The organism is Kineococcus anabasis, from assembly GCF_054590795.1.
Map to the genome: position 1 here is coordinate 743,098 of NZ_BAAIHU010000001.1, position 13,415 is coordinate 756,512.

General features: G+C 75.3%; 13 protein-coding genes. 5 read left to right on the top strand and 8 right to left on the bottom strand.

Annotation, left to right across the window (positions count from 1 at the left end):
* Window positions 1-42 precede the first annotated feature (42 nt).
* Window positions 43-2,901 (bottom strand): aconitate hydratase, encoded by a 2,859-nt coding sequence (locus ACYQBY_RS03440; RefSeq protein ID WP_459642383.1) that lies wholly within the window; start codon window positions 2,899-2,901, stop codon window positions 43-45.
* A 227-nt stretch (window positions 2,902-3,128) separates the two neighbouring features.
* On the opposite strand from ACYQBY_RS03440, the gene ACYQBY_RS03445 reads away from it, so the two are divergent.
* Window positions 3,129-3,911, top strand: coding sequence for a maleylpyruvate isomerase N-terminal domain-containing protein (locus ACYQBY_RS03445; RefSeq protein WP_459642384.1), 783 nt, complete (start codon window positions 3,129-3,131; stop codon window positions 3,909-3,911).
* A 9-nt stretch (window positions 3,912-3,920) separates the two neighbouring features.
* Here ACYQBY_RS03445 and ACYQBY_RS03450 read toward each other — a convergent pair whose 3' ends face one another.
* A complete protein-coding gene (locus ACYQBY_RS03450) occupies window positions 3,921-5,276 on the bottom strand; it encodes a class I SAM-dependent RNA methyltransferase (protein WP_459642385.1) in 1,356 nt (451 codons plus the stop codon).
* A complete protein-coding gene (locus ACYQBY_RS03455) occupies window positions 5,273-7,327 on the bottom strand; it encodes an APC family permease (RefSeq protein WP_459642386.1) in 2,055 nt (684 codons plus the stop codon). The genes ACYQBY_RS03450 and ACYQBY_RS03455 overlap by 4 nt, the downstream gene beginning before the upstream one ends.
* 157 nt (window positions 7,328-7,484) lie before the next feature.
* Here ACYQBY_RS03455 and ACYQBY_RS03460 point away from each other — a divergent pair, with 157 nt between their 5' ends.
* Window positions 7,485-8,150 (top strand): potassium channel family protein, encoded by a 666-nt coding sequence (locus ACYQBY_RS03460; protein WP_459642387.1) that lies wholly within the window; start codon window positions 7,485-7,487, stop codon window positions 8,148-8,150.
* A complete protein-coding gene (locus ACYQBY_RS03465; protein WP_459642388.1) occupies window positions 8,150-8,821 on the top strand; it encodes a potassium channel family protein in 672 nt (223 codons plus the stop codon). The genes ACYQBY_RS03460 and ACYQBY_RS03465 overlap by 1 nt, the downstream gene beginning before the upstream one ends.
* 35 nt (window positions 8,822-8,856) lie before the next feature.
* Here ACYQBY_RS03465 and ACYQBY_RS03470 read toward each other — a convergent pair whose 3' ends face one another.
* The 4 genes from ACYQBY_RS03470 to dut form a co-directional block, all read right to left on the bottom strand.
* Entirely contained in the window at window positions 8,857-9,711 is an 855-nt protein-coding gene (locus ACYQBY_RS03470) for a DUF3159 domain-containing protein (RefSeq protein ID WP_459642389.1), read from the bottom strand.
* Complete coding sequence (locus tag ACYQBY_RS03475; protein WP_459642390.1) at window positions 9,708-10,103, bottom strand: OB-fold nucleic acid binding domain-containing protein; 396 nt, start codon at window positions 10,101-10,103, stop codon at window positions 9,708-9,710. Before ACYQBY_RS03475 ends, ACYQBY_RS03470 begins: the two co-directional genes overlap by 4 nt.
* Before the next feature lie 125 nt (window positions 10,104-10,228).
* A complete protein-coding gene (locus ACYQBY_RS03480) occupies window positions 10,229-11,065 on the bottom strand; it encodes a DUF3710 domain-containing protein (protein ID WP_459642391.1) in 837 nt (278 codons plus the stop codon).
* On the bottom strand, window positions 11,062-11,604 hold the full coding sequence (gene dut / locus ACYQBY_RS03485) for a dUTP diphosphatase (protein ID WP_459642466.1): 543 nt from the start codon (window positions 11,602-11,604) through the stop codon (window positions 11,062-11,064). The genes ACYQBY_RS03480 and dut overlap by 4 nt, the downstream gene beginning before the upstream one ends.
* 111 nt (window positions 11,605-11,715) lie before the next feature.
* Here dut and ACYQBY_RS03490 point away from each other — a divergent pair, with 111 nt between their 5' ends.
* Complete coding sequence (locus tag ACYQBY_RS03490) at window positions 11,716-12,198, top strand: DUF3093 domain-containing protein (protein ID WP_459642392.1); 483 nt, start codon at window positions 11,716-11,718, stop codon at window positions 12,196-12,198.
* 31 nt (window positions 12,199-12,229) lie between these two features.
* Here ACYQBY_RS03490 and ACYQBY_RS03495 read toward each other — a convergent pair whose 3' ends face one another.
* Window positions 12,230-12,529 (bottom strand): DUF4193 domain-containing protein, encoded by a 300-nt coding sequence (locus ACYQBY_RS03495; protein ID WP_459642393.1) that lies wholly within the window; start codon window positions 12,527-12,529, stop codon window positions 12,230-12,232.
* 568 nt (window positions 12,530-13,097) lie between these two features.
* Here ACYQBY_RS03495 and ACYQBY_RS03500 point away from each other — a divergent pair.
* On the top strand, window positions 13,098-13,403 hold the full coding sequence (locus tag ACYQBY_RS03500; RefSeq protein ID WP_459642394.1) for a hypothetical protein: 306 nt from the start codon (window positions 13,098-13,100) through the stop codon (window positions 13,401-13,403).
* The last annotated feature ends 12 nt before the right edge of the window (window positions 13,404-13,415 follow it).

The following is a 13,415-nucleotide window of genomic DNA, read 5'->3' on the forward strand; positions in this document are numbered from 1 at the left end:
GGCGCACCGCCGACGGCGGTGCGCCCCTGCGCTGCGGTGGTGTCAGGCCCGCACGAGCGAGCGCAGCACGTACTGCAGGATGCCGCCGTTGCGGTAGTAGTCCGCCTCGCCGGGGGTGTCGATGCGGACGACCGCGTCGAACTCCACGACCTCGCCGGAGTCCCTGCGGGCGGTGACGTGCACCGTGCGCGGGGTCGTCCCGGTGTTCAGCTCGGTGACCCCGGAGATGTCGAAGGTCTCCGTGCCGTCCAGGCCGAGCGAGGCGGCGCTCTCCCCCGCCGGGAACTGCAGGGGCAGCACGCCCATCCCGATGAGGTTGGAGCGGTGGATCCGCTCGAAGCTCTCGGTGATCACGGCCCGGACGCCGAGCAGCGCGGTGCCCTTGGCGGCCCAGTCCCGCGAGGAGCCGGAGCCGTACTCCTTGCCGCCGAGGACGACCAGCGGGATGCCGGCCGCCGCGTAGCTCTGGGCCGCGTCGTAGATGGAGGTCTGCTCCCCGCCCGCGGTGAAGTCGCGGGTGAAACCGCCCGAGACGCCGTCCAGCAGCTGGTTCTTCAGCCGGATGTTGGCGAACGTGCCGCGGATCATGACCTCGTGGTTGCCGCGGCGGGAGCCGTAGCTGTTGAAGTCGTGCCGGGCCACGCCGTGCTCGGCGAGGTAGCGGCCCGCGGGGCTGTCGGCCTTGATGGAGCCGGCCGGGGAGATGTGGTCGGTGGTGACCGAGTCCCCGAGCAGCGCCAGCACCCGCGCGCCGCCGATGTCGGTGACGTCGGTGGGCTCGGCGGGCATGCCGTCGAAGTACGGGGGCTTGCGGACGTAGGTGGACCGCGGGTCCCACTCGAAGGTGCTGCCCTCGGGGGTGGGCAGCGAGCGCCAGCGCTCGTCGCCGGCGAAGACGTCCGCGTAGTCGTTGGTGAACATCTCCTGCGTGATGGACTGCGCGATGACGCGCTCCACCTCGGCGGCGTCGGGCCAGATGTCGCGCAGGAACACCTCGGCGCCGTCGGGGTCGGTGCCGATGGGGTCGTTCTCCACGTCCCAGTCCATCGTCCCGGACAGGGCGTAGGCGATGACCAGCGGCGGGGAGGCCAGGTAGTTCATCTTCACGTCCGGGTTGATCCGGCCCTCGAAGTTCCGGTTCCCGGACAGGACCGCGGTGACCGCGAGGTCGTTCTCCTGGACGGCGGCGGAGAACTCCTCCTTCAGCGGCCCGGAGTTGCCGATGCAGGTCACGCAGCCGTAGCCGACGAGGTGGAACCCGAGCTTCTCCAGGTACGGGATGAGCCCGGCCTTCTCGTAGTAGTCCATGACGACCTTGCTGCCGGGGGCGAGCGAGGTCTTCACCCACGGCTTGACGCTCAGGCCGCGCTCGACGGCGTTCTTGGCCAGCAGCGCGGCGGCCATCATCACCGACGGGTTGGACGTGTTGGTGCAGCTGGTGATCGAGGCGATGGCCACGGCGCCGTGGTCGAGCTCGGTCTCGGTGCCGTCCGCCAGGGACACCGGCACGCGCCTGCTGGGGCGGCCCTGCACCTCGCCGCCACCGGTCACGACGTCGGGCTGGTCCTCCTCCTCGGAGGGCACGGCCGAGGGCGGGTCGGAGGCGGGGAAGCTCTCGGCGCTGGCCTGGTCCTGGGCGGAGCCGACCACGGCGTCGATGGCGTCGGTGTGCGCCGAGGAGGCGGCGTTCGTGGTCTGCACGTCGTCGGTGACGTAGTCGGCCAGCGCGGTGCGGAACGCCTGCTTGGCGCTGGTCAGCTCGATGCGGTCCTGCGGGCGCTTCGGGCCGGCGATGCTGGGCACCACCGTGGACAGGTCCAGCTCGAGGTACTCGGAGTACTGCGCCTCGCGGGAGGGGTCGTGCCAGAGGCCCTGCTCCTTGCAGTACGCCTCCACGAGCGCGACCTGCTGCTCCGAGCGCCCGGTCAGGCGCAGGTACTCCAGGGTGACGTCGTCGATCGGGAAGATGGCCGCGGTGGAGCCGAACTCCGGGCTCATGTTGCCGATGGTGGCGCGGTTGGCCAGCGGCACGGCGGTGACGCCCTCGCCGTAGAACTCCACGAACTTGCCGACGACGCCGTGGCGGCGCAGCTGCTCGGTGATGGTGAGCACGACGTCGGTGGCGGTGGCGCCGGGGGGGATGGAGCCGCTGAGCCGGAAACCGACGACGCGCGGGATGAGCATGGAGACGGGCTGGCCGAGCATCGCGGCCTCGGCCTCGATGCCGCCGACGCCCCAGCCGAGGACGCCGAGGCCGTTGACCATGGTGGTGTGGGAGTCGGTGCCGACCAGGGTGTCGGGGTAGGCCAGGCGCTCGCCGCCGACCTCGCGCTCGAACACGACGCGGGCCAGGTGCTCGATGTTGACCTGGTGGACGATGCCGGTGCCCGGGGGGACCACCTTGAAGTCGTCGAAGGCGGTCTGGCCCCAGCGCAGGAACTGGTAGCGCTCCCGGTTGCGGCCGTACTCGATCTCGACGTTCTTCTCGAACGCGTCGGGCGTGCCGTACACGTCGGCGATGACGGAGTGGTCGATGACCAGCTCCGCCGGGGCCAGCGGGTTGATGCGGGTCGGGTCGCCGCCGAGGTCGGCCACCGCCTCGCGCATGGTGGCGAGGTCCACGACGCAGGGCACGCCGGTGAAGTCCTGCATGATCACGCGGGCGGGCGTGAACTGGATCTCGGTGTCCGGCTCCGCGGCCGGGTCCCACCCGGCGAGCGCGCGGATGTGCTCGGCGGTGATGTTGGCGCCGTCCTCGGTGCGCAGGAGGTTCTCCAGCAGCACCTTGAGGCTGAAGGGGAGGCGCTCGGCGCCCTCCACCGCGGCGAGGCGGTAGATCGCATACTCCTGATCAGCTACGCTTAGGCTAGCCTTAGCTCCGAAGCTGTTCTGGCTGCTCACCCTGAGCTCCTCACTCGTCGTCCGCGTCGTCGCCGACCATCGGTCCCGGCCATCCTGCCGCATGGGCGCGGCGCGCTCACCAGCACGTGGTTCCCGTCGCGGCCAGATGTCTTGACGTCAAGATAACACCGCGCGACCCGCCGTGGCAGGTCCGGCCGGCGGGAAATCGCCGCGACGCGGCAGCCGCGGCACTCGCCCCGGCGCCCCGGGGCTGCCAGCCTCCCCCCGTGCCCCGACTCGACGCCGCCCGCTACCTCACCGCCCTGCGCGCCGACGCCGCCCGCATCGGCGCGCTCACCCCCGCGGCGGCCGACCGGCCCGTGCCCGGGTGCCCCGGCTGGACCGTGCACGACGTCGTCCGCCACCTCGGCGCCGTCTACCGCCACAAGGCCGCCTCCCTCCGGCTCGGGGAGCGCGCGCCCGAGGACGAGGGCGCCGACGCCCCGGCCGACCCCGCCGCCCTCGTGGACTGGTTCGGGCGGCAGCTCGCCGACGTCCTGGCCGTCGTCGACGCCGACCCCGCCGCCCCCGCCTGGTCCTGGTGGCCGCAGGACGCCACCACCGGCTTCTGGCAGCGCCGCATGGCCCAGGAGACCCTCGTGCACCGGATCGACGTGGAGACCGCGGCCGACCCCGCCGTCGACCCCGCCGTCGACCTCGCCGTCGACGACGACCTCGCCGTCGACGGCGTCGAGGAGGTCCTCACCGCCTTCCTCCCCGTGTGGCTGCCCCTGGAGGGAGCCGACGCCGGGGTGCCCGCCGACCTCGACGCCTCCGTGCTCGTGCGCACCGCCGGGCGCGCCTGGCAGGTGCGCGTGCGCGGCCTGCACGCCGAGGCCCGGGAGACCGACCCCGCCGGGGCACCTCCCGCCGGGGCCGTCCTCACCGGCGCACCGGCCGACGTGCTCCTCTGGGCGTGGGGGCGCGCCGGCACCGCGCGCCTGCACGTCGAGGGCGACCCCGGGCAGGTCACCGCCCTGCGGCACGCCCTCGTCGGGGCCACCCGCTGAGGGCACCCCTCAGCCGCCCGCCGGCACCAGCACCGCCACGCACTCCACGTGGTGCGTCATCGGGAACAGGTCGAACGCCCGCAGCGAGCCCAGCGCGTAGCCGTGCTCCGCGAACGTCGCCACGTCCCGGGCCAGCGCCGCCGGGTCGCACGCCACGTACGCCACCGCCCGCGCCCCCAGCGCCGCCACCTGCTCCACGACCTCGCGGCCCGCGCCCGAGCGCGGCGGGTCCAGCACCACCACGTCCGCCCGCCCGACCGCCTCCGGGCCCTGCGCGGCCATCGCCGCGTCCACCCGCGCGGCCACCAGGCGCACCTGCTCCACCCCGTGCAGGGTCCGCCGCGCGTCCCGCACCGCCCGCGCGTCCGACTCCACGGCCACCACCGTGCCCGTCAGGCCCACCGCCTGCGCCAGCGGCGCCGTGAACAGCCCCGCCCCGGAGTACAGGTCGACCGCCCGCTCCCCCGGCGCGGGGGCGAGCCCGGCCAGGACCGCCTCCACCAGCGCCGTCCCCGCCCCCGGGTGGACCTGCCAGAAGCCCGCCCCGCTCACCCGGAACGCGTGCTCGGCGCCGGCGGCCACCACCCGCTCGGCCAGCCACGTGCGGCCGCTGCGCTGCTCCAGCCCGCCCGAGGCCGTCCGCACCGCCAGCGACACCTCCTGCAGGCGCGGCAGGCGCAGCCGCTCCGGGGCGCCCTCCGCGGGTGTCACCACCACCAGCGGGTCGCCCTCCCCCGAGGGCACCGCGACCTCCACCTGCGCCGCCGAGGGCCAGCGCTGCGCCAGCACCCCGGTGCCCACGGCCCGCTCCACCGTGATGGGGCAGTCCTCCACGGGCACCACGTCGTGCGAGCGGTGCCGGCGCAGGCCCGCGCGGCCCTCGCCGTCCACCGCGAACGCCGTGCGGGTCCGCCAGCGCAGGCCGCCGGCGTCCCCGGGGACGGCCTCCACCTCCACGTCGAGCTCCAGCCCGGCCAGGCGGCGCATCTGCTCGGCCACCACGGCCGCCTTCAGCCGCCGCTGCGCGGGCAGCGCCACGTGCTGGAAGTCGCAGCCGCCGCACAGACCCGGGCGCGCCACCGGGCAGGGCGGCTCCACCCGGTCCCCGCTCGCCTGCAGCACCTCCACCGCGTCGGCCCGCCAGTACTTCGCCGAGCCGCCGCCCTCGGTGACCCGCGCGCGCACCCGCTCCCCCGGCAGCGCGTGCCGGACGAACACCACCCGGCCCTCGTGCCGCGCCACGCAGGCACCGCCGTGCGCGACCGGCCCCACGACCAGCTCGACCTCCGTGCCCACCGCGGAGTCGTCGCGGGGGCGCACCGCCGCGCCACGCCCCCGCCCCACCGGGCCGCGCCGGCCGCTCACGGGGCGTCCGGGTGCGGCGGGTCGCTGGGGGCCGGGCCGAACGTGCCCCGGCGCACCGCACCCGGCGCGGCCCGCTCCACCCGGTCCTCCAGCCCCGCCGAGGACGACAGCTGCCACGGCACGCTCGCGACCATCACCCCCGGCGTGTAGCGCAGCCACGTGCGCAGCCGCAGCGCCGACTGGTTGTGCAGCAGCGCCTCCCACCAGTGGCCCACCACGTACTCCGGCACGTACACGGTCACCAGGTCCCGCGGGTGGCGCGCGCGCGTCTCCTTCACGTGCTGCACGACGGGGCGGATGATCTCCCGGTACGGGGAGTCCAGCACCGTCAGGCGCACGGGGATGTCCGCCTCCTCCCAGCGGCGCTGCAGCGCCGCGGACTCCTCCGGGTCCACCGCCACCGTCACCGCCTCCAGGTCCGTCAGCCGCGCGGCCCGCGCGTACGCCAGCGCCCGCAGCGTCGGCTTGTGCAGCTTGGAGACCAGCACGATGCCCCGCACCCCCGAGGGAAGCGCGCGCGCCTGCGGGGTGGCCTGCGGCTCCAGCTCCCGGGCCACCGCCGTGTAGTGGCGCCTGATGAGCCGCATGTTCACGAAGATGACAGCCATCGCCAGGATCGCCAGCCACGCGCCCTGCGTGAACTTCGTCAGCAGCACGATGACGAGCACGACGCCCGTCATCGCCAGGCCCACCGAGTTCACCACCCGCGAGCGCTTCATGCGGCTGCGCCGGACCGGGTCGTCCTCCGTGGCCAGCAGCCGCGTCCAGTGCCGGATCATGCCGGTCTGGCTGAGCGTGAAGGAGACGAAGACGCCGACGATGTAGAGCTGGATGAGCTTCGTGACCTGCGCGTCGAAGGCGATGATGAGGATGATCGCCGCCCCCGCCAGGGCGATGATCCCGTTGGAGAAGGCCAGCCGGTCACCGCGGGTGTGCAGCTGCCGCGGCAGGAACCCGTCCCGCGCCAGGATGGAGGCCAGCACCGGGAAGCCGTTGAAAGCGGTGTTCGCCGCCAGCACCAGGATCACGCCGGTCGCGATCGTCACCGCGTAGAACGCGGGGCTGAAGTGGTCGAACACCGCGTCCGCGAGCTGGCCGATCACCGGGGTCTGCACGTAGTCCTCGCCGACCGGCACGCCGTCGCGCAGCAGCTGCACCGACGGGTCCTCCGCGTAGCGCAGCCCCATGAGGTTGGCCAGGGTGATGACGCTCATGAGCATCGTCACGGCGATCAGGCCGAGCAGCAGCAGCGTCGTGGCCGCGTTGCGGCTCTTCGGCTTGCGGAAGGCCGGCACCCCGTTGCTGATCGCCTCCACACCCGTCAGCGCCGCGCAGCCGGAGGAGAACGCCCGCAGGATCAGGAACGCCCCCGCCAGGCTGGTCAGGCCCTGGGTGAAGTGGTCCTCGGCGCGCAGCTCCAGCTCCGCGCTCGCCACCTGCGGCAGGTCCCCCAGCAGGTAGCGGCCGAAGCCCCACGCCGCCATCCCCAGGATCGCGACCATGAAGAGGTACGTCGGGATCGCGAACGCCGCGCCGCTCTCCCGGATGCCGCGCAGGTTGGCCGACATCAGCAGCAGCACCATGGCGACCGCCACGAGCACCTCGTGCCCCTGCACGAACGTCAGCGCCGTCGAGGCGTACTGGGCGGCGGAGGAGATGGACACCGCCACCGTGAGCACGTAGTCGACCAGCAGGGCGCTGGCCACGGTCAGGCCCGCGGTGGGGCCCAGGTTGACCGTCGCGACCTCGTAGTCCCCGCCGCCGGAGGGGTAGGCGTGGACGTTCTGCCGGTAGGAGGTGACCACCACGAGCATCACCGCCACGACCGCCACCGCCACCCACGGGGACACCGAGTACGCCGCGATGCCCGCGATGGACAGGGTGAGGAAGACCTCGTCCGGCGCGTAGGCCACCGAGGACAGGGCGTCGGAGGCGAACACCGGCAGCGCGATGCGCTTGGGCAGGAGGGTCTCGGAGAGCCTCTCGCTGCGGAAGGGGCGGCCGACGAGGAGCCGTTTGGCCGAGTCGGTGAGGTCTGCGAGGGACGGCACGAACGGCCATGCTAAAGCGCATCCGGGCCTCCGCGGCCACCGCGTGCCAGGTCGCGGTGCCGGGTCGCGCCGCGAGCGGGGGCGGGCGGTAGCGTGCTCGCCGTCGGCCCCGGGCCGGCGGACGTCCCGCGGCACGCAGACGAGAACCGGAGCGGCAGTGCACATCGTGATCATGGGCTGCGGGCGCGTCGGCTCGACGCTCGCCACGACCCTCGAGCGGCTGGAGCACCGCGTCGCCGTCATCGACCAGGACGCCGACGCCTTCCGGCGCCTCGGCGCGGGCTTCGGCGGCCGCCGCATCACCGGGGTCGGCTTCGACCACGACACGCTCCTGGAGGCCGGCATCGACCACGCCGGTGCCTTCGCCGCCGTCTCCAGCGGGGACAACTCCAACATCCTCGCCGCGCGCGTGGCCCGCGAGAAGTTCGGCGTGGAGACCGTGGTGGCCCGCATCTACGACCCCGGCCGCGCCGAGGTCTACCAGCGCCTGGGCATCCCCACCATCGCCACCGTCCGGTGGACCGCCGACCAGGTCCTGCGCCGGCTGCTGCCCGACGGCCCCGCCCCCGAGCACCTGGACACCTCCGGGCGCGTCGCGCTCGTGGAGATGCCGGTCCACCTGGGCTGGGTCGGCCGCCGGGTCGGCGCCCTCGAGGCCGCCGCCGGGGTCCGCGTGGCCTACGTCACCCGCCTCGGTGTCGGCCTGCTGCCGACGCCGTCCACGGTCCACCAGGAGGGCGACGTCCTCCACGTCACCTGCGAGCACGCCCGGATCGCCGAGGCCGGCCGGATCCTCGGCTCGGCACCGGAGGAGGACTCCTGATGCGCGTCGTCATCGCCGGGGCCGGCATCGTGGGCCGCTCCATCGCCCGGGAGCTGCTGGCCAACGGCCACCGCGTCCTGCTCGTGGACCGCTCCCCCGCGGCCATGAAGATCTCCAGCGTTCCGGACGCGCAGTGGCTGCTGGCGGACGCCTGCGAGATCACCAGCCTCGACGAGGCCCGCGCCGCCGAGTGCGACGTCGTGGTGGCGGCCACCGGTGACGACAAGGCCAACCTCGTGGTGTCCCTGCTGGCCAAGACCGAGTACGGGGTGCCGCGCACCGTGGCCCGGGTGAACAACCCCAAGAACGAGTGGCTCTTCGACGAGGCGTGGGGCGTGGACGTCGCCGTGTCCACCCCGAGGCTGATGACCGCCCTGGTGGAGGAGGCCGTCACCGTCGGGGAGCTGGTGCGCCTCTTCACCTTCCAGCAGAGCCACACCACGATGACGGAGTTCACCCTCGACGAGGGCAGCCCCGTCCTGGGCAGCACCGTCGGGCAGGTGGAGCTGCCGCCGGACACCGTCCTGGTGGCGATCGTGCGCAAGGACCGGCCCAGCGCGCCGAGCCCCGACGACGTGCTGGAGCCCGGCGACCACCTGCTGTTCCTCAGCTCCCCCGAGTCCGAGGCGGAGCTGCGCGACCGGCTCACCCCGCACCGCGACACCCCCTGAGGACGCCGCCGCGGAGGCCGCGCCGCGCCGGTGGGTCAGGGTCGCCGGTGGACCCCCGCGGCGGGTCCGGTCTGGTCGGCAGGGTCGGCGGCGTCGGAGGCCCGCACGTCGTGGCGCAGGGCGTCCTCGACGACCACGTCCTCCAGGGTGGCGCCCGCCGACGGGTCGTCCTCGCCGCCGCCGTGCCCGGGGGTCTGCCCGTCGGGGCCGGGCGCGTCCTCGCCGAGCACCGAGGCGTCGACGAGGGGGGTGGAGCCCCGCAGCAGCATCGCGGCGATGACGGCGAAGCCCCCGAGCAGCAGCGGCCAGCCGAGCACCAGCTTGCTCACCGCCAGCGCGGTGGTCTGCTCCGCGAGGAACAGCGGTAGCTGCACGACCACCCGCACCAGGTACATGGCCAGGAAGACACCGGTGACCTTCTGGCACAGGCGCAGCACCCCCGGGTCCCGCCGCCACGCCGTGACCTCCCCCGTGACCGAGCCCACGAGGAAGCCGACGACCGGCCAGCGGGTCAGCATCGACACCCCGAAGAGGACGGCGAGGCCGGCGTTGTAGAGGATGCCGGTGAGGAAGTAGTCCTCCGTGCGGCCGGTGCGGGCGGCGAAGGCCGCGGCGATGCCGATGGCGACGATGCCGCCGAGGGCGTGCTGCACGGTCTCCCGGCGCGCCAGGCGCAGCACGACGGCCACCGCGAGGACCGCCACCGCCGCGACCACCGCGGTGCGCAGGTCCTCCCGCCACAGCCAGGCCAGCAGGAACGCCAGTGCGGGCGCGGCGGACTCCACCATGCCCCGCCAGCCGCCGAGGGCGGTGTCGAGGCGGTGGCGGACGACCTCCTCGACCGTCGCCGCGTGCCCCGGGCGCGCGCCCGCGGGCGGCGGGGCGCTCACACGGTCTCCGGGGTGAGCAGCTCGTAGCGGGGGTTGAAGATGACGCGGCGGCCGTCATCGGCGACGACCATGCCCTCCGCCGTCATGCGCCGGCCGACCTCCACGCCCGCGATGCGCCGCCGGCCCAGCCACACGAGCACCACGGTGCCCGAGCCGTCGAACAGCTCCGCCTGCAGGGTCGGCACACCGCCGCGCGGCTGCAGCGTCACGGCGCGCAGCGTTCCGCAGACCGCCACGCGCCGGCGCAGCGGGAGCCGGTCGCAGGGCGTCCCGCCGTGACGCGCCGCGACCTGCTGCTCCTCCGCTGCGGCGAGGTCGGACTCCGACGCCGTGAAGCGCTGCAGCACACGGCGCCAGCGGGCGCCGCCGTTCACCACGGATGACCTGGCCACGCGGCCAGCGTAGACCGGTCCCCCGACGGTGCGGGCGTGGCCCGCGCGAACGGACCCACCCGCCCTCCCGCGCCGGCCGGGAGCCGCTGCCGGCCCGACGAGCGGGCCGTCGTGCGGGCCCGGCGTCAGCGGACCTCGGTGATCTCCGGGCCTCGCTCGAACGGCTGGAGCGGGTCGCGCTGCGGCCCGGCCTCCTCCGCGCCCGCCTGCGCGGCGCCGGCCTGCCCGTCCTCCTGCGGCCCCGGCCCGACCTCCGGCAGGACCAGCGGCAGCAGCTCCCGCGGCGCCATGGCCTCGCTGCCGCGCACCACGACCGTGTCCTTGAGCAGCGCCTCCAGCTCCTCGGCGGCCGCGAGGTCGTGGGCGGCGGGGCCGGTGAAGACGGCCCGCAGGAACCAGCGCGGGCCGTCGATGCCCGCGAACCGCGTCGGCTGGTGACCGGTGCGCCCGTCGGGGGTGCGCACGGGCAGCCGCGCCAGCAGCTCCCGGCCCAGGGTGCCGGGGACCTCGTCCGCCGAGCCGCCCTGGGCGGCGACGGACTCGGCGATCTCCGCGCGGATCTCGTCCCACAGGCCCAGCGTCCGCGGGGCCGCGAAGGCCTGCAGCTGCACGGCCGAGCCGTCCAGGCCGATGGTCACCGCGACCGGGCGGTTCTGCTCGGCGTCGATGTCGACGCGGACCTCCATGCCGTCGCGCCCGCGCAGCCACAGGCTGCCCAGCGGCAGGCGGCCGTCGGGGCCCTCGACCTCGGAGACGTCGAAGGGCCCGCCGGAGCGGTCGAACGCGGGCGCCGGGGCCTGGGCCGGGCTCTCCACCGCCTCCGCCTCGCTCCCGGCGCCCGGGTCGGCGCCCGTGCCGGCGTCGGTGTCCGCGGCGGCGGCGGCCTCCTCGGCCACCTTCCCCTCCGGTGCACCGGTGGCCTCGCCCGCGTCTCCCGAGCGTCGGCGTCGGAAGATGCTCATCCCTCGACCCTCCCTGCTGTCCTGGCGTCCGCGCCGGCGTCTGCGCCCGCGTCCGTGCCGCCGTGCGTGTGCCCGCCGGGGGTGCCCGGCGTGCCGGGGGCGGCCGCGGTCAGTGCCCCGGCGCCCCCCGTCGACCCGTGCCCGCCGGCCCCGCGCTGCGAGGCCGGCAGGTCCTGCACCTCCACGAAGCGCACCCGCTCCACGCGCTGCACCACGAGCTGGGCGATCCGGTCGCCCGCCCGCAGCTCCACGGGCCGGCGGAGGTCGGTGTTGAGCAGGGTCACGTGGATCTCCCCGCGGTAGCCGGCGTCGACGGTCCCCGGGGCGTTCAGCGTGGTCAGCCCCAGCCTCGCGGCCAGGCCGGAGCGCGGCACCACGAACCCGGCGAAGCCCTCCGGCAGGGCCAGGGACACCCCCGTCGGCACGCTGACCCGCTCCCCCGGCCCGACGGTGACGTCGAGGCGGGTGGTCAGGTCGGCGCCGGCGTCGCCGGGGTGGGCGTACGCGGGCACGGGGACCGCGGGGTCCGAGCGCAGCAGGGGGACCTCGACGGACCCCGCCGGCCCGGGTGGGCCGTGCGGGCGCGTACCGGTCTGCTGCGGCGCCTCCACGGACGCCGACCCTACAGCGGGGCGTGAGAGCCTGACCCCATGAGCAGCCACGGGGCCTCCGCGGCCGGGGCCGGCACGTCGGCGCGTCCCCCGCACACCGAGCGGCTGTGGCCCTCGGTGGGCACGTGGACCGCCTGCTGCGGCATCGCGGCGACGGCGGGGTTCGTGCCCCTGCCGGCCTTCGGCGTCACGGGCTCGCTCGTCGCCGCCCTGGCCGCCGTCGCCCTCGTGGTGGGCGCGCTCGTCGCCTCCGCCACCGCGGTGCGCGTCGCGGACGGGGTGCTGGTGGCGGGCCGCTCCCGCATCCCGCTGGACTGCCTGGGCGCGGCCGTGCCGCTGGACGCCGCGGCGATGCGCCGGGAGCTGGGGCCCGCGCTGGACGCGCGCGCCCACCTGGTGACCCGGGCGTGGGTCCGCACCGGCGTGCGGGTGCCCGTGGAGGACCCGGAGGACCCGACGCCGTACTGGCTCGTGTCCACCCGCCGCCCCGACCGGCTGGCCGCGGCGCTGCGGTCCGGTTGAGCCGGCCCGGCCGCACGGGCCGGGCCGGTCCTCAGGCCGCGCACTCCTTGCACACGAAGGAGCCGTTGCGCTCCCCCGCGAGCTGGCTGCGGTGGTGCACCAGGAAGCAGCTGGAACAGGTGAACTCGTCCGCCTGCCGGGGCAGCACCCGGACGGAGAGCTCCTCGTTGGACAGGTCGGCGCCGGGGAGCTCGAAACCCTCCGCGGCCTCCGTCTCGTCCTCGTCGACAGCGCCGGAGGACTTGTCCGTGCGGCGTGCCTTGAGCTCCTCGAGCGAGTCCTCGTTGAGCTCGTCGTCGGTCTTGCGCGGTGCGTCGTAGTCGGTGGCCATGGGCTCTGTCTCACACTCCGAATCAGTTGTCCGGTCCCCACCCGGTGCGGCCGGTCGGGCCGGTGCCGCCGGAGCAACGCTCGGGACCCCGGTTCCATGCCCGTGAGCGCCCGGCCGCCTCCGCGGGCACCGTCCGCCGCGGGTGCGGACGGCCGGGGTGCGGACGGCCGGGGTGCCCCACCCTGGGCGGGCACCCCGGGAAGCCGGGCAGCCACGGATTGTGCCGCAGTCTCGCGATCACTTCGACCCGGGAGGCCCGGGTGGCTCTGCGCCGGGCGGGTGGGACCGCGCAGATCGACTTGGTAGGTCGTCGCCGCGAGCCCTACATTCGTTGTGCCGGCGGCTGTCGCCGCCGTAGTCTCCCAGCCCCGGCCCCACCCAGGCCGGTACGACACGCGGCCTGCCGATCCGGCAGGATGCCGCTGTCCTCGGCCAAGCGCGCCACCGCGACACCCCGCCACCAGCGGGGACGCCGACACCCACGAACGACTGTCCGCCCCGCTCCCGCCCGCCCGCGGGGTGCTGCCCGTCCGGGCTCCCTCAGCCGCCACTCCAGGAGGTGCCTGCCATGTCGCTCCCCCCCTCCCTGCCCCAGTCCCGCCCCCACGGCGGCCAGACCGCCCGCGCCTCGCACTTCGAGCAGGAGATCGCCGAGCGCGCCCAGCGCGCCACCGCCTCCGTCGAGCGCGCCACCGCCGAGGGCGAGGACTACCTCGCCGAGGTCCACCTCGCCGAGCTCGAGTCGCTCCTGCGCCTCGCCTCCGAGCACGACGTCGAACTGCCCGCCGCGCGGGAGTTCCTCCACCGCCACACCCGCGTCATCGACCTGACCGGCGTCGAGGACCGCGCGGGCGCCCCGGCCTGCGGCGCCTGACACCCCTCCCGA